The sequence below is a fragment of the Coleofasciculus sp. FACHB-542 genome (assembly GCF_014695825.1).
GTDB lineage: Bacteria > Cyanobacteriota > Cyanobacteriia > Cyanobacteriales > FACHB-T130 > FACHB-T130.
In genome coordinates this window covers 159,712-181,159 of record NZ_JACJPB010000017.1, presented here as the reverse complement: position 1 = coordinate 181,159, position 21,448 = coordinate 159,712, and the positions used below count along the sequence as shown (strand labels likewise).

Below are 21,448 nucleotides of genomic sequence, written 5' to 3'. Positions count from 1 at the left end.
AGGAGACAAGAGGGCAAGGGGAGAACTTCTTATTCCTCAACCTTCAACCTTCCGTTGGCTAACGCTACTGACTCAGACGCCGGTAAACCGTGGCTAACCCATCGGCATCCCCCACGTTGCCGGGAAACAATACCACAGGCAAATTCGGAAATTGGGGATGATTTTCTGAAGTCCGTACCATTGAACATCCGGGCAGAATTTGACCGAGTAACCGCGCTGAAGTTAACGCCAAACCTGTACTCAACACATCATTAGAAGTAATGCCGCCTTTGCTGATGAGAAACCCAATATTTGCAGGTAAACCCTGTACGATATCCATCAACAAAGCAGAAACATCTTCCCCAAACAGTAACCGCGTTTGCACATCCTTAAAAGTAAGTTCTTTGCGGCTAGTGTAAACTACAGGCGTTTTCCCCGAATTGTACGCTGCGTGAACCTTTTCCAGTGTTTCCTTCAGGAGACTTCCTAACGCAGTGGCAGAATCATCAAGTAAACGTTCAATCTCTACTTCAATGCCAACTGTACCCGGTTCTTTTAGCAGTTGTTCTAGCTGTTGTGTCGTCTTTTTGACATGAGAACCGACAATCACTGCGCCCGGTTTGCCTTCCCGCACATATTGCGCCATATCTTCTGCGGCTACAGGTTGCGGAGGCAAAGCAGCCAAGGCGGTTAAGATACTGGCAGCACTGCGAAATAGGAAGCGTTTTCCCTGACTGGCTGCTGCTAGAATATCTTCTGCAAAGCGGTTTAAATCTGCTTGAATTTCCCCATCTACGACGCCGCACCGATTGCCACTGAGGTTCATCAGCCGTTCCAAACTTCCAGCCCGAATATCTGCAAGTAAAAAGCGTTCTACCTTGTTAGCTGGAATTCTACCTTTTGTCTTTTCCTCCACATAATCAGGCAGATAACTATGGTGGTAGCCAAAGACTGAATCGCGGGCAAACTCAGTTTCATGAACGGGTGTCGGAACGCCGTCAATTATCAGATAATGTACGCTGTCGCGGGTCACTCGTCCCCCCTCAAAGAAGGCAGGAACCAGGAAATGGGCATCAAAGGAACCCAATTCTTCGGCAATCACATCTGTTTCGACTGGATAATGTCCGCGCAGAGTGGAGTCAGAACGACTGACAATTAGAAAATCATCGGTGTTTGATTGGGTAATGGCTTGCTTCAAGTTGTGACAAGCTTCTCTAGTAACCTTTGCCGCTTCTTCTGGAGTCAGCGCCCTCGTATTCGTCAGTACAAAGAAAATCGGTGACTCGTCCGCCAACCCCAACCGCAAGGTATCTACATCCCAGCGCGTCAGCAGCAAGCAGCCGTGAACCGTCTGAGAACCAGTAGGGTCATCATCAAGGACAATAATTTTTGGTTTGGTTGTCATGCTAAATCCGAACGCTGCCCCTATAATTTTCTCATCTCTTTCTGCACGCTGACTCTAATCTCCAATGCTTCAAATTCGTGACAGAAAGTTTTAATTTATTAGTATAGGCGATCGCCTGCAATAATTTGTTTGGATAGAAGGATAGAATCGCTTTTCTATTTTTATAACTGCTTCAAACTTTAGGTTAATTCTTGAATTAAATTTAATTTATAAAACTAGACACTATTAAAAATTTACTTATATGGAATTTAAAGATAAAAGACGCTCTTAAATATCTTCAGTATGAGTAACTTTATTTCTAATGTACGGAAAAATCAATTAAATTTAAAATAAGATAAGCAAAAATTGTTCTTGTTGTATTTAAAATATTAGTTTTAAATTTGTGTTTAGCTGCTACTAACTTTAAATAATACAACAAGTAGTGATATCGCTCTCCTGAATAAACAAGAGAGCGATCAAACTTTATGAGCTAACTAAACTTAATGCACTAACTCAATCGCGCGTTTCGTTAACGCTTCGGCAGTTAATCCATTAAATGCCATCAATTCACCCGCACTCGCTGTCGTTTCGCCACGCTTCCAGGCGAAAGTATCGCGCTTGCAGTTACTCCGAAGCATGATGGGTTCTAGCATCCCAGAAGCGCCACCCGTGACGCCAACTAAGGCATCACCATTAAATAGCTTGGCAAAGCCAGCATCGTCCAAAAAGTCGCCATCGGATTCGGAACAGGTATCCCAGGAGACATCATGGGGACGATACAAGCGGCGGGGATTAACAATCGAGACAATCCGCGCCCCAATTCCTTCGGTTTCTAAAAACGCGGCGGCTTCAAAGACTGGCATCAGCGTCATATCGCCAATCACGGCAAACACCACCATCTTGTCACCGGGGATTTCATGCAGCACAATGGCACCGTCGCGCAACCCTTGGCGAGTTTGTTCAAAAGTCGTGCGAATCGGTAGCGGCGACTTGCTGGCAGTAATCACAATTCCCTTATTCTTCGTTGTCAACGCCCATTCATAGCAGACTTGGATACTATTCGCATCAGGGGGAAACAGGGGGAAAACGTTGCCATTCCGCATCATGGCGGCAAAATACGCTTCGATTTCCGGACGTTGGTGCGTCCAACCGTTACGCCCTTGTTCCAATGCTCCAGCAGTGTATAAAGTAATCGTAGAAGGAGTGGGACGCCGTAATTCTGCCATCGCTTGCGTTACGGTTTGCCAAATCGGTAAGCCGTTGATGGCAAAGGATTCGTAGGAACACCAGAGAGTTCTAGCACCCATGAGGCATAAGCCAACCGCTAACCCGGCACAAGCGTCTTCACTCAGGGGTTCGTAAACTTGCCCTTGGGGTGTTTGATTGTAGAGATCGTCCACTGTGGGGTGGATAATCTTGAGGGCTTGGTTAATATTGGCAATCCCAGAAGCTTCGTTGCCATCGGCGTTGGTAACAAGGAAATTGCGATCGCTTTCTCCCACTTTCCCCACCAAACGCCCCATTGCTGTCGTTGACACCTTTGCCTCGCCACCGACAGAATATTCTTCCAAGGGCAATTCACCCAAGTCTGGCAACGGTAACTCAAATTCTGTCACAACGGTCTTAGCTGCGGGACCACCACCGGCGCGTTCGCAATTCGTCCGCACCAATTCCCACGCCGCAGAGGATAAGGCGCGTGCTTTCAAAGCGTTGGAGATGTGGGCACTATCCAGGGTGTCTTTAGGATAGAGGTTGTGGGATTTTGCACCTTTGGCGTGGACACCCGCACCCTTGAGCTGTTTAATAATCAGTACGGTGAGTTTGCCGCCGAGTGCAGATTTCGCTGCTTTATCTACTGCCAGTAGCACCGCTTTGGTGAATTCCAGCCGCTTCTCGAAGGAAAAGGCTGTGCTATCAACATAATCTCCTGGCTGGTTTTGATCGTCGAAGTCTTTAGCGTTAATTAAGACAACTTCTTCAAACCCATTGCCACGCCAGTAACCGATCATCTGCTCGTTGGACTTAGTGGACACCATGCTATGGTGTTCCTGGCTGTAGCCGTTCCAAACCAGCACCGGCAAGAAATTCGTGGCTTCGGGGTAAGCCGTGTGGAAGTGTCCCATCCCACTCATAATGTAGGGTTCGCCTAAGCCTCCGTCGCCGAGGGTGAAGGGGAAAAGCTTGTCGCGATGCAGCTTTGCTGCTGCCATTGCGAAGTGTTGCCCTTGTCCCAAGGGACCCGCGGGTGCGAGAATGCCAGGAATGTAGCCGGAGAGGTGTCCTAAGAGTCCGTGCTTTTCCCGGAAGCGATCGCGCAATTGCTGCACGGTCGTGATTCCCATGTCCTCTAGCGACCGATCCAAGAACATGGCACTATAAAATCCGGGGGCGTGATGCCCGACTTCGGTGATGATATTCTTGTAACCGAGCATAACCAATGCGGCATACGCTTCCGCTTGACTCGCAAAACCGCCAGGGTGCCCAGACGCCTTACTTGCAGTGACTTGCAGGGTCAAATAGCGTAAAGCATCTGCATACAATAAAGTTTGGAAGACAGCAGCCGGATCGGTGGGAGATGCGATGCTTGACTTACCTTCTTCTATGGCAGGAGATTTTCCAGCCGTCTCAAATCCTGGCAAATTCTCGCCAAAATATTGAATTCCATCGCAAAAAGCAGGCGTCGCTAACATCGCCTCTTGAGTCGGTGCGGTCATAATCTCAGATTCCTCTTGTAAATTAAGTGCGCGAGAAGCTAAAAACGTAAAATGGCGTTGGCTTCCCGTAGGGTAGGTTCGTCAGCAGTGCTAGGATTGCGCGATCGCTACTCGCACCCATCCCATTGCTCGCTCTGTTGTATGGTTATTTCAGCCGGTAGGCGCTCATCAACCCAAAAACCGTTTTCCTGAAGACATTTGTACTCCAGACGCTAAGTAGTCCGTCCTTCAGCCAACTCCTAGCCTCTTAACCCTCGATCCTACAGCCTTCTAGGTCTATAAATCTCTTTTCTTTCTCCAGTTGTGAAGATTAAAATCTTATTAGAAATTAAACTTCTACTTATCTTTGTGTGAAATTCAATCAGAGGCTAACAAATTAGAATAATTTTTTACAACTAACAGGCAATTCCGGTTGTCAGTGCGGGTATAACTCAGATAGTCCGCGATTTTTTGTAAAATGGCGATACCCCGCCCCCCCGTGGCATTCTTGCTGATCTCCTCTGGTTTTTTAAGGCGGGCTTCTAAATTAAAAGGCGGTCCTTGATCCCAAATTCGGATTTCTAAACATTCCGAAAACAAATTAACTTCAATATCTATTGGAACATCTGAAGTTTTGCCTTTGTGGGCATGACGAACTGCGTTAGTAAAGCCTTCAGCCAGAGCTAATTGGCACTGTAGCCAAACTTTTTTAGGAATCTCAGGTTGATTTAAACCTTCAAACCATGACAAAACACCATCTAACGCCTTGAGGTCGCTGGAAACTTGTACAGAGATTTTTTTGATGAGTTTCAACTGTTCAAAGCCTTTTTAATCAACGACACTGAAACTTTGTATTAAACATCGGCACAAATTAGAGAGAATCCAGTCTAGCCTATAGGTAATCGTTGCGATCGCAATGAATTTTCTGGTTAGTGGGCAGCGTGCCACTTTCTCATTAGCCTCATGAATGGGTGGCATGAGTCAAGAAGTCGGAGGTGCTTAGACTGGAAGTATTGATAGCTTTGGGCGTAGAACTTGCTAGATTTGGTGATGACGGCTCTCAAAATATCTACATGAGCATTTTCGATCGCAGTAACAATGTTGATCATCATAATGCGAGTCAGTAACGAGTGGAAAGCCTAGATAACTTCGAGCAACCGATGACTATACTTGTTTATGATTGGGCATATTTTCGGTGAAGTTTAGCGATCTTCACACTTGCCTCAGGTGTCATCCTTCAGTTTTAACTGCCTTCCATCTTAAGCGACCTGTAGTCCCTCTATCTCATGGTTCAAGTTCTGATTATTGATGATGACCCGGCGATTCAGCTATTGCTCAAAAGAACGCTAAAAAGCGAGGGTTATGAGTTAACCGTCGCCAGCGATGGCGAAGCCGGTTTGACCCTAGCGCAAAAGTTACGACCCGCACTGGTAATTTGCGATTGGATCATGCCGCGCATGAACGGACTGGAAGTGTGCCGTCAGGTCAAGGCAACCGCAGAACTTTCAACAACTTTCTTTATTTTGCTGACATCGATGGGTTCCGTCGAGGATCGGGTGAAAGGGCTGGATGCTGGGGCAGATGATTTTTTGTGCAAGCCCATCGATATGTATGAGTTGAAGGCGCGAGTGCGGGCAGGCTTGAGGTTACACCAACTCAGCCACGACTTGCAGCACCAAAAACTGCTGTTGGAGGCGGAATTAGCAGAAGCAGCCGAGTATGTGTGTTCCATCCTTCCTTCTCCGCTGACCTCACCTCCTGTAACCATTGATTCTCGTTTTGTTCCTTCCCGCCAATTAGGAGGGGATGGCTTTGATTATTACTGGCTAGATCCAGATCATTTAGCGATTTATCTGCTAGATGTCGCCGGACATGGATTGCGGGCTGCTTTACCGTCTCTTTCTGTAATGAACTTACTCAAAAGCCAAGCCCTTCCGAAAATTAATTACTATGAGCCTAGTGATGTCCTGAAGGCGTTGAATGAAACGTTCCAGATGACTCAGCGAAATGATAAATATTTCACTATCTGGTACGGAGTCTATAACCGAGTTAAGCGCACCCTAGTTTACGCCAGTGCTGGGCATCCACCGGCAGTTTTAATCTCTGCAAACTCGAATTTAGTAACCCAAGTCAAACGCTTAAAAACCCCAGGGTTGCCAGTTGGGATGTTTCCTGATGCTGAATTTATGGATGGTAGCTGCGAGGTGGAAAAATCCAGTACCCTATACATTTTCAGTGATGGAATTTATGAAATTAACCAACCAGATGGCACGATTTGGGGTCTTGACGCATTCATCGATCTGCTGACGGAATTTCCGAAAAATCATCAGAATAATCTAGATCGGATAGTAAATTCTGTTCAAGATAGGAATCCAAAAGACTATTTTGACGATGATTTATCGTTGCTGCAAATCAACTTTGATTAGTCAAGTGCTAAGTGCTAATTGCTAAGTGCTAATTGTCGATCGCGATTAGCCATTAGCGATTAGCCATTAGCTATTGACTAATCGCGTTATTGAATTCTTCACGATTCGGAAAGATTTCAAAGACGCGATCCATACTGGTCAGTTCAAATAACATTCTTACTTGCTCATTAATCGAGCAAATAAAGAGTTTACCACCGGCGGCGCGAACAGTTTTGAGTGCAAGCACTAGCGCCCCCAACCCAGAACTATCCATAAAGGTAACGTCCTTAAAGTCAATTAACACCATATTGCCTCCGTTTTCAACAATATCGCTAATTTCTTGACGAAACTGAGTCGCCTTCATACCGTCTAAAATGCCAGAGGGTTGAACAATTTTGACAACAGGATTCATATTCTGTAGTGCTGACCCGTTCCAAGACGATGTAGACCTAGCCAGTATAACTGCGAGAATTGCTTTGGGCTAGAGTTTAGCCGCGGTTAACGAAGAAAATCAGCGAACTGACTTTTTCTGCGCTAGGCTAACGCCTCGCTTGGCATGAGCGCGATCGCGCCTCTTACCATCTCTCACCACCTCTCACGATTCTGTCCGCTTTGCCCTACGCCTCTCCGAGTAGACGCCATGCCCTTAGCGGCTGCTTGCCCTGTGCTTGCCCTGATATTCGCGCCTCATCACAAACAGCCCTAAAGGCGTTTTCTCCCGCGTCTAGCTGGCGGCTCCGGGCGGAGGATATCCTTCGAGTGATAGACCCTTTAAAGTTCTTAACTTTCTTAGAATCGGGGATATACACGGGTCTGAGAGTATTGTCCATGCAAGAGTACGATGTTGTCATTATTGGTGCCGGTCACAACGGACTTGTCTGTGCCGCCTATCTGCTCAAAGCAGGCTATAGCGTTCTGTTACTAGAAAAGCGCTCCATTCCGGGCGGCGGCGCAACAACCGAAGAAATCTTACCGAAAGAGGCACCGGGTTTTAAGTTCAACCTCTGCTCGATTGACCACGAGTTCATTCACTTGGGTCCGGTAGTCGAAGAGTTAGAACTCACTAAATATGGCTTGGAATATTTATATTGCGACCCAGTCGCTTTTTGCCCCCATCCTGATGGCAAATACTTTTTAGGTCACAAATCCGTTGAAAAAACTTGTGCAGAGATTGCACGTTATAGCGATCGCGATGCCAAAAAATATGCCGAATATACCGAGTACTGGCAGCGCGTACTGGGTGCAATGATCCCGGTGTTCAACGCACCGCCAAAATCGATCGTTGACATTGCTGGCAATTACGACCTCAAAAAGCTGCAAGATTTATTCTCCGTCTTGGGTGGGCCAAATAAGACGTTGGATCTGATTCGTACCATGCTCACCAGCCCGGAAGATATCCTCAACGAGTGGTTTGATTCCGAGTTTCTGAAAGCGCCCTTGGCTCGACTCTCCGCAGAGCTTGGCGCACCTCCGTCCCAAAAAACCATTTCTGTCGGTTCAATCATGATGGCGATGCGCCATGACCCCGGAATGGCGCGACCTAAAGGTGGTAGCGGCGCACTGGTTGATGCTTTGCTGAAGTTAGTGAAAAGTAAAGGCGGTGTCGTCCTGTGCGACCAGACCGTTGAAAAAGTATTAATCGATGACGGTCGTGCAGTGGGCGTGCGGGTGGCAGGTGGCACCGAATACCGCGCTAAAACTGGGGTGATCTCCAACATTGATGCCAAGCGCTTGTTCCTACGCCACATGGATGAGAGCGATGTTGATTCAGCCGACCCGAATTTAAGGGAACGCTTAGAGCGCAGAATTGTCAACAACAACGAAACGATTCTCAAGATCGATTGCGCCCTATCCGAGCCTTTGCGTTTTGAACACCACAACCACCAGGATGAGTACCTGATTGGCTCAGTTCTAATTGCTGACTCGGTGCGCCATGTGGAAATCGCTCACAGCGAGGCTTCTATCGGCAATATTCCCGATGCCGATCCCTCAATGTATGTGGTCGTACCCACGGTACTCGATCCGTCAATGGCTCCGGAAGGCAAGCATACGCTGTGGATTGAGTTTTTCGCACCTTATCAGATTGCCGGTGCAGAAGGTACGGGTTTGCATGGTACTGGCTGGACAGATGAACTGAAAAACAAAGTCGCAGACCGCGTGTTAGATAAGCTAGCCGATTATTCACCGAATCTCAAGCACTCGATTATCGCTCGTGCTGTTGAAAGTCCAGCGGAACTCGGCGATCGCTTGGGCGCTTATAAGGGGAACTACTACCACGTTGATATGACCCTCGACCAAATGGTCTTTTTCCGTCCGTTGCCGGAATTGGCGAACTACAAAACTCCGATTGAAGGGTTATTTCTCAGCGGTGCGGGTACTCATCCAGGCGGTTCTATTTCCGGGATGCCGGGACGCAACTGCGCTCGTGTGTTCCTGCATACTCAGCAGCCAATTGCCCAAAAGCTGAAGGATGCGGGAAATTCTCTCAAATCTACGGTTGAGTCTGTGTTTAAAATTTCGTAGCGATAAATCGGGGCACGGCATTGCCCGTGCCCCTACGAATGAAAGGATTAGGAGATAATTTGAGCTGAGCGATCGCTCGGTAACTCGAGGATAAAGCAGGTCTGACGATCCTTACTTTCCACTCGCAGAGTCCCTTTCAAATGGGCGATTAATCTTTTCACGATCGTCAACCCTAATCCCGTTCCCCCTTGCTTCCACGGGTCATTACTGGGAATGCGGTAAAACTTGTCAAAGATATGCGGAAGTTCGCGTTCCGGAATCTCCACGCCGGAATTGCTGACGCTAAACTGAACGCTCCCTGGCTGACTCTGGACTTTGAATGCGATCGTTTCTGATGCGGGGGTGTACTTGCAGGCGTTTTCTAGTAACTCGCTCAAAATCCTGCCTAGCGTCGTGGGGTCGCAGATGAAGCGAGGGAGGTCGCGAGGGAGGTCAAGGAGCAAGGTTTGCTGGTGGTTTCTGGCTCGCTCTTGAAAAGGTTCTACAATGGGCGGCAGCCATTCCTGGAGCTGAATCGCACTCAGTAATAAAGGGTGAGCGCCTGCATAGAGTTTTTGTAAATCCAGCAGGTCATCAATCAGGCGAATTTCTCGTTCGCACTCGTTCTGTAAAATCTGAAAGTAGCGAGCGACTTTGCTTTGTTGTTCCCTCGGCTTGCCCATTTCGGCAAATAAGGCATAGTCACGATTCAAAGCAATGGACAACATCTGAATCGCCATTTTCATGTTAGAGACTGGTGTGCGTAACTCGTGGGGAACGGTATTGAGAAAGTCATCTTTGAGGCGATTGAGTTTTTCCAGTTCCTCGACTTGCGATCGCGCTGCTTGATGCAGCCGGGCTTGCCGAAGGGCGATCGCGCACTGATTCGCGACCTGTTGCACCAGTCGAATTTCTAGCTCGCTGAAGACGTCTTGCTGGGGCTTAAATAACCATAAATCCCCCAGTACCCCTTGGTCATCAACAATGGGGCAAGCGAGTCTGGTCAGCGCACCTCGACTATCGGGCACCATCTGACAAAATTGGAAATATTTGCCTTGCAGCAGCTGAGAATAACCCTCCCAGAAGTCTGCCATCTGCACTACCTGTCCCTGAGCAGAAGGGATTCCCAGGGTGTATTCGTAGCTGATGGTAGACGTGGTCTGGTCGGCATCGTATAAACCTGTATCGCAGCCATCAATATTCAGCCCGACGCCTAATTCCCAGACGACAACTTGTAAAATTTGGTTTTCATCAAGGCGATCGCGGACATCGTCGGTGATGCGTTTGAGCAGTGCTTCAAAGTCGAGCGCTTGTTGCAATTGGGCAGTGCGATCGCGTACCTGGCGTTCCAGGTTCGTATTCAGTTGCTGGACTTGCCGATACAGTTCTGATTGCTGAATGCCAATAGATACTTGGATTGCCAATTGCTTGAGCAGATCGATCTCTAGCGGTTCCCAGTGACGCGGTGCCGAACATTGATGAGCTGCAAGTAACCCCCAAAACCGACCGCCATGCATGATGGGAACGCCTAAGGCGGCGTTGACTTGCGACGAGTGGAAAAACTCAGTGATATCTGCTGGAAACCCTACTTGTTGAATGTCATCAATTACTCTAGCGTTCCCCTGCCGATAGAGGGGCATACATTCTCTAAACATGGCTGCGGGTGCGGTATTGCCTAAGAATGAGAGCCAATCTGCATCTACTGATTCAGCCACCACGACGCCATCCCCATTCGGCTCTGTGCGGAAAATCAGTACGCGATCGCTCCCTAGAACTTGTCGAATTTCTGCTACCGTCGTGTTGAGAATTTCCTCTAGGTTGAGCGACTGGCGGATGCGTTCGGTAATCACCCGGATCGCCCATTCCCCTTCCGCCCGCTGCCACAGCGCTTTTTCAGCCCGCTGACGTTTAGCGATCTCCTGTTTGAGCCGCTCGTTGGTTTCCAGAAGCTCAGCGGTTCGTTGTTCGACTTGGGTTTCAAGAAGATGGCGATCGCTCTGAAAAGCCGCTTCGTGCCGCTTGCGCTCGGTAATGTCTTGTAACAGCCAGAGCAGTTCTACCACCCGCCCGCTTGAGTCGCGCACTGCCTTAACTTTGAAGGTGGCGGGAAAGCGCGTACCCTGCCGGGTTTGAATCTCAACCTCCCATTTGCTTACTTGGTCAGTTGCGAGGAATTGGCTTAAGTTTGTATAAAAGTTTTGCAAAGCCTTACCCGTTACAAAAATAACTAACGGTTTGCCGAGCAAGTGTTCCTGAGAAATATTCAGCAAGTGCGCTACCGCTTGGTTGGCTTCTAGAATCACGGCATCAAGATTCGTCGCCAAGTAAGCGTCTGGAGCCAGCTCGAATAAATCTTGGTAGCGCTGTCGCTGGATTTCCACAGTCTGACGGCTGGCGATTAGCTCTTCATTCTGCGATCGCAGTTCCTCTAAAGTTACTTGCAATTCTTCTAGAGTTTGGTCGTGTTCTTGCAAACTTTCCACCAGTAGTTGCTTGTCCTGGGTGGGAAATTCCTCAGTTCGTTGCCAAAGCTCTTTCCGGCGTTGTGAGGTCGCCTCAATCTGCTGCTCGAAAATTTCCTTTTTCACCGCTGGACACTTCCATTGAGAAGTTATACCAAATCCAGCTAATTACTCCCTTCATTCGCAACTCAATGATGCCAACCTAAAGTTATCTTTAGAATTTAGGAGTTCTTAGCAATTAAAAAAAAGATTTTATTTTCCTTGATTCACGAACGATTGATGCCCGCTTTATGGGTACTTCATGGGTATTTGTTTGTTATCATAGAAGATTTTTTTATACATCTTTCTTAAGTATAATGTAACAAAGTGAAGTTTTCGGGTAGATACTACTTCCCAAAGCTGGGTGTGAAAGTCATCTAATATCTCATGTAGGTCAGCCGATCGACAAATTGATCTTCCGGATTTCGATAAAATTTGTCTGTTCTACTGAAAAAAAGTCTGCCTTGGTACCGATGGAGAGAAGCAGGCAAACCTGATGAACTGAAGATAGCGTTAACAACTTGATTAATGACACGGGTTTTAATTCTGGGAGGAAGCGGACGGATTGGTAGCAATGTGGCGGCGGATATCGTCGCTCACACACAGGCGCAAATTACCGTTACTGGCAGAAACCCAATCGGGGCGCACGGTGTTGCAAGCTTGCCAACGTTGGTCAGCGAAAAGCTGGGATCGCAAGTGCAATTCCAGGTTTTAGATTTAGCGGATCGAGAAGTGTTGAGGGATGCGATCGCTGCTTGCGATCTTGTAATCCACTGTGCGGGACCATTTCACTACCGAGATGCCCAAGTCCTAAAAACTTGTATAGAAGTGGGTGTCAACTATCTGGATGTCAGCGATCACCCATCTTTTACTCGCAAAGCATTGGATTTCCGAGACGAAGCTGCTGCTGCTGGAGTTACAGCAATTATTAATACGGGTATTTTCCCCGGTATTTCTAATAGCATGGTACGCCAGGGCGTCGAGCAACTAGATGAGACAGAACGCATTCATCTGAGCTATCTAGTATCGGGGTCGGGGGGCGCTGGCATTACGGTGATGCGAACAACATTTTTAGGGCTACAAAGCCCTTTTAAAGCTTGGATAAATGGTCAGTGGCAGATAATCAAGCCGTATAGCGCTCGCGAAACCATTGAATTTCCTGCTCCCTATGGTCGCATCGGCGTTTACTGGTTTGATATGCCAGAAGCCTTCACGCTACCCGACACTTTTCCTGTTAAAACCGTCATTACCAAATTTGGTACAGTTCCCGATTTTTACAATTATCTAACTTGGAGCGTTGCCCACTGGTGGCCCTCTAGCTGGCTCAACAATCCAAAAGTCATCGAATTTTTAGCTCGCGTCAGCCACCGAATGACAGATGTTAGCGATCGCTTCACTGGCATCGGTGTAGCAATTCGCTCTGAAGTCAACGGTTATAAAGATGATCAGCCAGCAAGTTATTGCTCAACTTTAGTGCATGAAAATACAGCCGTGGCAGCCGGTTATGGCACCGGCACCCTTGCCGAATTATTGCTAGCAGGCAAACTCAAAAAACCAGGCGTCTGGCCTGTAGAACAAGCACTTTCCACCGATTTATTTGAACAAACTATGCAGAGCCGAGGAATAAAAATTCATCATGAATGGTTAAAAAAATAAACGAATGTATCCTGCGGCAGACGGCATAGATGTAACTAGATAAGTACGATTCATTTCGTACTTAATAAATTGTGTTAGTAGTCCTATCTACTCGCGCATCATCAATTCTCACAAAAAGCAATTGGGAGGAAATTTCCATGCAACGAATTTTAGTAACTTTAAAACAAAAACTCCATAAAAATATTTTTGTTTTAAGTTTAATGACTTTAATCAGTGTGGCAAGTTTATTCATCGCCGCACAGCCTAGTTATGCAGTATTACATTCAAGAGATAAGCTGACATCAGACGACCGAGTTGACCGCGCCTATCAATATAGCGAAGCAACAGGTTTTCTTGAAGAGGATAAGCAGCAAAAATCAGCAAACCCCAATGAACCCTTTGACTATAGCGAAAAGGCAAACGAAAAGACTGTACTCAATTCCACAGAAAACAATAACGACTCTAATTTAATCGAAAAAGCACAAGACTTGATTCAAAAGGTCACAGGCAACGACTAAATCCAATCTTTAGCATTCTAAGAGTACGGGATTTTCAGTAAAAGAGCTGAATGAAACGATGTCATTTTTTAGTATTAGGTTGGGTTTCATTCCTAAACCTAACCTACAACAGCAGTCCCAAATGATTCGTTAAAGCGAGATCCCCGACTTCTCTAAGAAGTCGGGGAACTAAACCACTGGATATCACCCCTAGCATTGCTAGCGATTAAAGGTAAAGCGACCGTTCACTTTTTCGCCATTAATTTCAGAGAGGATAACCACTTTATACTCTCCTGATGCTTGTTCGGGTAGCAAAACAGCGTAGTGCTTACCCTGAACATCGTATTTCATGTCTAAGGTTTTTTGGCTCCCATTGGGTAACTGAACTTGAGCCGTCACGTTGGCATTAGAAACTGCTTCGTGGGTGTCCCCTTTCTGTAGATATAAATCTAAGTGAGTGCCGTTCGCTTCTTTTTCAGGCACAAACTCTAAATGATATTTTCCTGTCTCGACGACTTTACCGCCTTTGGAGGGTTGTGAGTGATCGGGTTTGGCTGCTGTTTTTGAAGGAGAAACAGCAGGAAGATTAGTTTTCGCTTCTGTGGGAGTATTATCAGGTTGTGCTGTCTGCTGTTCCCCAGTGCAAGCTCCTAAAAAAAGCACTCCGACACTTCCCAAAATAATTAAATTTGCCTTCAATAATTTCATTTTCTTTTCATGTCCTTTACGTCTTTGTGGTTTAAATTCTTCTTTTCGCAACTTATAGATCGGACACCGGATTTACCTGTTTCGGCAGCAAAACTTTGCCAAACTTGGCATACAAAGCGGGTAAAACTAACAGCGTTAACGCTGTAGAAGTAAACAACCCTCCTAACACAACCACCGCCAACGGTTGCAGGATTTCCTTTCCTGCGCCACCTCCCACGACCAGAGGTGCTAACCCCAAAGCGGAGGTAAAAGCCGTCATTAGAATGGCATTGAGCCTTTCCATCGAACCTTGAATGATTACTTCCCAAAAAGGCATTCCCGTGGCAAATTTAGCGTTGTAATTATCAACTAATAACAATCCGTTGCGAGTGGCAACTCCAAATAGAGTAATAAAGCCAACCAGAGAGGCGACGGAAATAATCCCACCCGTTAATGCCACTGAAATGACACCTCCCACCAATGCCAAGGGTAAATTAATCATAATCATCGCAGTTGAGGGGATGGACTTAACAGACAAGTAGATTAAGACCGTAATCACCACAAATGCGATCGCACTGAATATCAAGATGTTTTGAGTAGCGCGTTGTTCCGACTCAAATTGACCGCCGTATTCGATAAAGTAACCAGCTGGTAATTGTACTTGTTGTTTAACTTTGCCTCTGATTTCATCAACGACAGAGCGCAAATCTCGACCGCTAGCATTAGACGAGACGACAATTAAGCGGGAAACATTCTCGCGGTTGATGGTATTCGGGCCAGTGCCGTAGCCAATTTGTGCTAACTGAGCTAAGGGAATCTTTTGATTTGTTGGTGTACTCACTAATAAATTGCGGATGGTTTCTAGATTGCTCCGAGCATCTTCTTTTAACCATACAACCAGGTCAAAAGTTTGTTGTTCCTCCAAAACTTGAGAAACGACACGTCCATTGAGTGCAGTTTCAATCGTTTCGGAAAGTTCTCCGACCGTTAATCCATAACGAGCCGCTTGTTGCCGATCGAACTGGATTTGTACCTGTCTAATTGGCAGCTGGGGTTCGAGTTGCAAGTCTACGACACCCTCAACAGTTTTCATAATCTCTTCGACTTGTTTACCAAGCGTGCGGAGTTGTTCTAAATCCGGGCCAAAAATTTTGACAGCGATCGCGCTCCTCACCCCAGACAGCACTTCATCCATCCGGTGAGAGATAAATCCGCCAATATTCGGCGCAACTCCTGGTAATCTGGCAAATTCCGCTCGCAACTTTTCAATACTTCCTTTCCGGTCTTTTATCCCCTTTTCACTCAGTTCTACATCTAAGTGCGCCAAGTTGACACCCGCCGCATCCGCATCTCCCGGCGCACGCCCCGATCGCAACTGGATAAAATCAAAGCGCGGGTCATCCTTAAGCGCATCCTGAAGGGCAAAACCGGCGCGATTAGTCGCTTCTAGGGAGACACCGGGATAGAGAGTCAGGGTGTTGACGAGCGATCGCTCTTGGAACTCCGGCAAAAATACTCGTCCTAAGGAGGGGACAATTAAAATTGCAGCTACTAAACTAGCAGTCGCAACTCCCAAAATAAGCTGAGAATTACGCAAAGAAAACATTAAAAACGGACGATAAAGCCCTTTAAAAAATCTCGCCACCCACGGTTCTTTTTCTGGCAAATGACCGTGAGGCAATAAGATGGCACATAAAGCTGGAGTGATGGTGAGTGCAGTCACGCTAGAAGCCAGAACTGCCACTAAATAAGCCACTCCCATCGGTGTAAAAATGCGACCTTCCACACCTGCAAGAGCAAAAATTGGCGAGAAAACCACTACAGTAATTAAAGTGGCACCAAATAGAGAATCACGTACTTCCTGACAACCTTCAAAGACAACTTCTAATGGTGGCTTTGGTTTCCCTGCTAGCTTATTTTCTCGTAAGCTACGATAGACATTTTCGGCATCCACAATAGCATCATCAACGGCTGAACCAATCGCAACTGCCAAGCCTCCCAGAGTCATCGTATTCAGACCGTATTCCAGCCAATTTAACGCCAGCAATCCTAACAGTAAAGATAAAGGAAGTGCGGTCAGACTTACGACCAGAGTGCGCCAATTCATCAAAAATGGGATAAGAATAAAAGCAACAATAATACTGCCTTCAACGAGTGCTTCCCGAACATTTTCAATCGAGGCGTCGATAAAGTCTTCTTGACGGAAAGTAACCGTCATTTTTACATCCGGAGGCAAACTCGATTTCACCTCTTTCATTGCCGACTCAATGGCACGAGTGACTGTGGGAGTATCGGCTTGTGGCTGCTTATTAATCATGACCACAATTGCCTTTTTGCCATTCAAACTGCCATCACCCCGCTTGAGTGCGGCACCAATTTTGACATCAGCGACCTCGCCTAATCGAATCGGTGTTCCATTCCGAGCGGTAATCGCTGATTGTCGCAAGTCTTCTATCGACTCAATCCGTCCAACACCTCGAATTAATAACTCTTGGTCGGGGTCGATCAAAAATCCACCCGGAGCGTTAACATTAGCCTTTTCTGCGGCTTTAGTCACGTCCTGTAAAGACACATCAAACGCTTTTAGTTTCGCTGGATCGACTAATATTTGATACTGACGAATATCACCCCCATAAGCGATTACCTGCGAGACGCCAGGAACCGCTAAAAGGCGGTTCGTAACCTGCCAATCTACGATACGCCTGACCTCCATCAAGTCAGTGCTAGGTGAAGATGCTTGTTGCCTATTGCCTTCTTCAACAGTGAAAGCATATTGCAATACAGTGCCGATTGGAGAACTAATTGGAGAAATTTGTGGCGAATCAACACTTTCTGGCAGCTTTTCTTGCGCTTGCTGCAATCGCTCTGTCACCAATTGTCGGGCTTGATAAATATCAGTTTCCCAATTGAAGATAACTTTCACAACTGAAAGCCCCACCGCTGAAGCAGACCGTACTGTTGTGACTCCGGGAGTCCCATTAATAGCACTTTCAATCGGTAAAGTAACCAGAGATTCTACTTCTTCTGGTGCTAATCCGGGGGCTTCTGTTTGAATTTCGACTTGGGGCGGAGCAAAGCTGGGAAATACATCCACTGGCATTTGCGACGCCACGCGAAATATCCAAACTGTCACCAGCATAGCGGCGAGGACAACTAGCCAGCGTTGTTTGATAGACCACTTGATGAGCGCACTGAGCATTTGTCAGGTGTCAGTTTAGAGAACTCCTTTTTAAATAATTGACACAGCAAAATGAAATCAGGGTGAAATTAGATGGCACCAGATATTTAGTAATGACACGGCAAGAGTAGTGCTGGGGAGGTCGGTTTAGCTTGGCTTGAAGCACTACACTAGGCAGCAGGGTATTAATCGACTACAGATAGATTGAGTATGAACACATTTGACAACATCAGGATTGATGGCTTCCGACGCTTGTTTGAAGTTCAAGTGGATATGCGACCCCTAACCGTAATGATTGGTGCTAACGGTGTAGGCAAAACTTCTTTTTTGGAGATATTCTCACTCCTGGCAGCGTCCGCAAAGGGTCAGTTACAGTCCAAGATTTCAGAGTTGAGTGGTCTGAGTCAAATGGTGACGCGGGATAAGGCAGATAGTGTGGCAATCTCCTTGTCAATGCCTGTACCGAATGAAGAACCGCTGAAATATTACCTCAGACTTATTCTCAAGGGTCAATTTGAGGAAATTGGTCTAGAAACTCTGACCCAACAGCGATATCCCTTTGCTCCTAACCCTTTCAAGTACATAGAGTCTCGTGGCTCGGATATCAAGTATTACAATACTGTTGATGAAAAGCTATTGCGCCCTAGCTGGGAACATAATCCTTTAGAAACCTCCCTTTCTCAGGTTCCCAAGATGTATGAGCAGCCGGAGAATCTACGAAAGAGATTAGCTTCGTGTACTTTTTACAGGTCATGGGAATTGAATGTTGCCCCCAAAAGCACTATACGTCTCCCTCAACGAATGCGCCCTGCAACATTGCCAGGAGCCAATGGAGAGGATTTGGTTTCCTGTCTTTATTATCTGCGGGAAACAGATTCGGATCGATTTGCTTTAGTTGAAGATACGCTAGCTGCTGCCTTTCCAGATTTTCAACGATTGGGGTTTCCACCCGTAGCAGCAGGAACTTTGGCAATGACTTGGAAGGACAAAAATTTCTCTCAGCCCCTTTATATGGATCAGCTGTCTGAGGGCACATTGCGATTTCTCTGGTTAGTTACCCTCCTGCAAAGTCGCGATCTATCTGCTGTCACCCTAATTGACGAGCCAGAAGTTAGTTTGCATCCAGAGTTATTGCGATTATTAGCTCATGTGATGAGAGAAGCTGCCGAGCGTACTCAACTGATTGTGGCAACTCACTCAGATAGGCTAATTCGATTTCTAGAGCCTAAAGAGGTGCTAGTGTGCGATTCTGAAGATGGTCTGACAACCATGACTTGGGCTGATTCAATGGACTTAGACCACTGGCTAAAAGACTATAGCCTAGATCAGATTTGGGCAATGAATATAATCGGAGGGCGACCATGAAAATCGCTATTTTGGTTGAGGGAGCAACTGAAATGGCCTTTAAGACTAAGCTGCACGATTTTCTAAAGTCACGCCTAGAGCCACCGATGCCAAAACTCAAGTTTATCCCACAGGAAGGTCGTATTCCTAAAGAGGATAAACTTAGACGTGTTGTTGAGAATTTGCTGGAGAAAGATGGTTATGATGCAGTAATTGCACTAACAGATGTTTACACAGGTACTAATGATTTCGTAGATGCACAAGATGCAAAAGAAAAAATGAGATCCTGGGTAGGAAATAACCCCAGATTTTATCCCCATGCAGCGCAGTATGATTTTGAGGCTTGGCTTTTACCGTTTTGGTCAACAATTCAGCAAATATCTGGAGGTAATAAGTCAGCACCCAGTGGTTCCCCTGAGCGGGTTAATCATGATAATCCACCGTCCTATCGGATTAAAGAAATCTTTGAACAGGGTCAAAAACAGGGCAAATGCCGCAGTTATAGCAAAACACGCGATGCTGTTAGTATTTTGAGGAGAAACGATCTGATGAATGCTGTCAACGTATGTCCTGAATTAAAGGCATTTTTGAATACAATTTTGTCTCTTTGTGAGGCGGATCAGATTCCCTAACTGTGCGATCGCTCTTTCCGATTCTTTTAGCTCCACAACCAACTTAAAATTGCGCTCAGCAAGGTGGGGATTAGATTTTGCATATCCACTGGGGTATCGTCAGAATCAGCCAGTTAGTCCCCAGATGGTATTTGCAGTGGGTTGTATACCACGCTCGCTCTCCAGCAGCTTCGTTTCTGGATCTTAGCTCGCTCAGGCGTTCAGGCTAGAGGTAGGCATAATCTACCGTTTTGGTGTTAGTTGCTGAGGATCGGAATCCTGAGTTTTCGGCATTTCGGGAACTGAGAAATTTACCAAACTGACGGCTTTTTTGGTGCGGCGTCCTAACCAAAAGGCAACGAATGCGATCGCTCCCCCAGATGGCAAAACCCACAACCAAGGAAGTGAGTTGTGAATGGCAGAAACCCGATGAATCGCGTCTGAGTTTGGAATTAAAGGCTGTTTCTCTTCGCTTTTGCCTTCTGAGCTGCCGCCGCGTAAGGATTGGGCATACAGTTGAATTGCGCCTTGGGTGACAATGCGATCGCCCTCAAACAAACTTCCCTTGACTTCAACGACATCTCCCATCGTTCGCCCCAAGGTGACTTCAACTGGCTCAAAGGCGGTACCATTTTGCACGTAAACTCGCTGCCTGCCATTGGTTTCCACCACGGCTGAAGTCGGAATGACTAAGATAGGCGCGGGAGTTTGGTCAGTTAACACTTCCAATTCTGCAAACATCCCCGGCTTCAACTGTCCGCCAGGGTTATCCAGTTCGGCTTTGACTGGCACGACTCGCGTTTCCCCTTCTACAACCGAGCCAATCACCGCAATCTTGCCTGTGAAGGTGCGATTCGGCAAGCTGGCAACCTTCACCCTAACTCGTTGCCCAATTTTTACCTTATTTAAATCTTTTTCGTAGATACTCGCCGTAGCCCACACCCGATTATTATTCAGGATGGTCATCAGCTTTGCCCCCGCCTCCTCCACCGATTGACCGAGGGTAATTTCCCGGTCGGCAACGGTGCCAGAAATGGGAGCTGTTACCGTCACCAACCCTTTGTCATTGGCGCGGGTTCCCAGTTGTTGCAGCCGCGTCTGATAAGCGGTATTACTCAGGCGAATCCGGGAATTTGCGACTTTTACAGCCGATTTGGCGCGTTTGAGTTGCGCTTCGGCTTCCAGCACTTCCCGACGGCTGGTTGCTTTGGTCAATTGCGTTTTGGCTTCTGCCAGGTGAGCAAGAGACTCCAGCATTTGGCGACGTGGCAACGCTCCTGCACGCTCCAACTCGCGATCGCGTTCATACTGTTCTTGAGCGACTGCTAGTTCAGTGCGAGCTTGCTGAATGTCTGAGGCGGCTATCTGCGAGTATTGCTGATAATTTTCTTGAGCTAGCTTTAAATCTGCTTGCGCCTGTTGCAGATCCGCTTCGGCTTCGCCTCGTTTTTCCTGGGAACCTACGCGCAGTTCTACTAAGTCGGGTGCGGCGATAACGGCGACGACTTTGCCTGCTTGCACCACTGCACCGGGTTCCACGAGAAGCTCAACGATTTTTCCCGGAGTAGGTGCTGTCACTTCCGCTTTTTGGCTGGGCAACGTTTCAATTTGACCCGTGGTTTTAATGCCAAAACCCAGCCGTTGTTGAGAGACTGGTTTTACCTCGATTCCCATCCGTTTTGCTGTTTGGGCATCTACTTGAATCCCTTGGGGAGTTCCCTGGCTAGCTTCGGTTTCTCCATGAAACTCATCCCCATGTCCAGCATGGGCGAGAACCGAGGTTGGTGCAGCCAGTAGGAGTAGGCTCAGGAGTGTCCCAAATAAGCGATCGCGTGCCTTAGATGGCTTGGAAGCAAAAAAAAGCATAACTAAGGGGTTCCTTGCGTTTGGATGGGATAGCGAGGTTTTATTCCAGCCCTCTAGCAAGGGCACTTACCTACTGCCGAAATAGCCAGCAATACTGACCGCAACAGCGTTAAACCACCATCTAGATATTAAGTTTGCACAAAAGAATGAAATTAGGATGAAATCA

General features: G+C 47.0%; 14 protein-coding genes. 6 read left to right on the top strand and 8 right to left on the bottom strand.

The window, feature by feature from the left end:
- Window positions 1-64: 64 nt before the first annotated feature.
- The 3 genes from H6F52_RS04415 to H6F52_RS04405 all read right to left on the bottom strand — a co-directional run bounded on the left by H6F52_RS04415 (window position 65) and on the right by H6F52_RS04405 (window position 4,869).
- Window positions 65-1,384 carry a four-carbon acid sugar kinase family protein gene (locus H6F52_RS04415; RefSeq protein WP_190532220.1) on the bottom strand — a complete coding sequence of 440 codons (1,320 nt, stop codon included), beginning with the start codon at window positions 1,382-1,384 and terminating at the stop codon, window positions 65-67.
- A gap of 479 nt (window positions 1,385-1,863) precedes the next feature.
- Window positions 1,864-4,077, bottom strand: a complete 2,214-nt coding sequence (locus H6F52_RS04410) for a phosphoketolase (protein ID WP_190532217.1) — start codon at window positions 4,075-4,077, stop codon at window positions 1,864-1,866.
- A gap of 357 nt (window positions 4,078-4,434) precedes the next feature.
- Window positions 4,435-4,869, bottom strand: coding sequence for an ATP-binding protein (locus H6F52_RS04405; RefSeq protein WP_190411642.1), 435 nt, complete (start codon window positions 4,867-4,869; stop codon window positions 4,435-4,437).
- Window positions 4,870-5,342: 473 nt separating this feature from the next.
- Here H6F52_RS04405 and H6F52_RS04400 point away from each other — a divergent pair, with 473 nt between their 5' ends.
- A complete protein-coding gene (locus H6F52_RS04400; protein ID WP_190411641.1) occupies window positions 5,343-6,482 on the top strand; it encodes a SpoIIE family protein phosphatase in 1,140 nt (379 codons plus the stop codon).
- A gap of 70 nt (window positions 6,483-6,552) precedes the next feature.
- Here the strand turns inward: H6F52_RS04400 and H6F52_RS04395 are convergent, their stop codons facing one another.
- Window positions 6,553-6,873 (bottom strand): STAS domain-containing protein, encoded by a 321-nt coding sequence (locus tag H6F52_RS04395; RefSeq protein ID WP_190411640.1) that lies wholly within the window; start codon window positions 6,871-6,873, stop codon window positions 6,553-6,555.
- A gap of 416 nt (window positions 6,874-7,289) precedes the next feature.
- Here H6F52_RS04395 and crtO point away from each other — a divergent pair, with 416 nt between their 5' ends.
- Window positions 7,290-8,984 carry a beta-carotene ketolase CrtO gene (gene crtO, locus H6F52_RS04390; protein WP_190430098.1) on the top strand — a complete coding sequence of 565 codons (1,695 nt, stop codon included), beginning with the start codon at window positions 7,290-7,292 and terminating at the stop codon, window positions 8,982-8,984.
- Window positions 8,985-9,031: 47 nt separating this feature from the next.
- Here the strand turns inward: crtO and H6F52_RS04385 are convergent, their stop codons facing one another.
- A complete protein-coding gene (locus H6F52_RS04385; protein WP_190532214.1) occupies window positions 9,032-11,551 on the bottom strand; it encodes a GAF domain-containing protein in 2,520 nt (839 codons plus the stop codon).
- A 441-nt stretch (window positions 11,552-11,992) separates the two neighbouring features.
- On the opposite strand from H6F52_RS04385, the gene H6F52_RS04380 reads away from it, so the two are divergent.
- Entirely contained in the window at window positions 11,993-13,120 is a 1,128-nt protein-coding gene (locus H6F52_RS04380) for a saccharopine dehydrogenase NADP-binding domain-containing protein (RefSeq protein ID WP_190532211.1), read from the top strand.
- A gap of 137 nt (window positions 13,121-13,257) precedes the next feature.
- Window positions 13,258-13,617: a hypothetical protein gene (locus tag H6F52_RS04375; RefSeq protein WP_190430095.1), complete on the top strand. Its 360-nt coding sequence runs from the start codon at window positions 13,258-13,260 to the stop codon at window positions 13,615-13,617.
- A 198-nt stretch (window positions 13,618-13,815) separates the two neighbouring features.
- Here the strand turns inward: H6F52_RS04375 and H6F52_RS04370 are convergent, their stop codons facing one another.
- A complete protein-coding gene (locus H6F52_RS04370; RefSeq protein WP_190532208.1) occupies window positions 13,816-14,304 on the bottom strand; it encodes a hypothetical protein in 489 nt (162 codons plus the stop codon).
- A gap of 52 nt (window positions 14,305-14,356) precedes the next feature.
- Complete coding sequence (locus tag H6F52_RS04365) at window positions 14,357-17,482, bottom strand: efflux RND transporter permease subunit (RefSeq protein WP_190532205.1); 3,126 nt, start codon at window positions 17,480-17,482, stop codon at window positions 14,357-14,359.
- A 189-nt stretch (window positions 17,483-17,671) separates the two neighbouring features.
- Here H6F52_RS04365 and H6F52_RS04360 point away from each other — a divergent pair, with 189 nt between their 5' ends.
- Together H6F52_RS04360 and H6F52_RS04355 are read left to right on the top strand one after the other, a co-directional pair.
- The gene (locus tag H6F52_RS04360) at window positions 17,672-18,826 is read left to right on the top strand and encodes an AAA family ATPase (RefSeq protein WP_190532202.1); all 1,155 of its coding nucleotides are present in this window, start codon (window positions 17,672-17,674) and stop codon (window positions 18,824-18,826) included.
- Window positions 18,823-19,437 (top strand): DUF4276 family protein, encoded by a 615-nt coding sequence (locus H6F52_RS04355; protein ID WP_190532199.1) that lies wholly within the window; start codon window positions 18,823-18,825, stop codon window positions 19,435-19,437. Before H6F52_RS04360 ends, H6F52_RS04355 begins: the two co-directional genes overlap by 4 nt.
- 222 nt (window positions 19,438-19,659) lie before the next feature.
- On the opposite strand, the gene H6F52_RS04350 is transcribed toward H6F52_RS04355, so the two are convergent.
- The gene (locus H6F52_RS04350) at window positions 19,660-21,282 is read right to left on the bottom strand and encodes an efflux RND transporter periplasmic adaptor subunit (protein WP_190532196.1); all 1,623 of its coding nucleotides are present in this window, start codon (window positions 21,280-21,282) and stop codon (window positions 19,660-19,662) included.
- Between the last annotated feature and the right edge of the window lie 166 nt (window positions 21,283-21,448).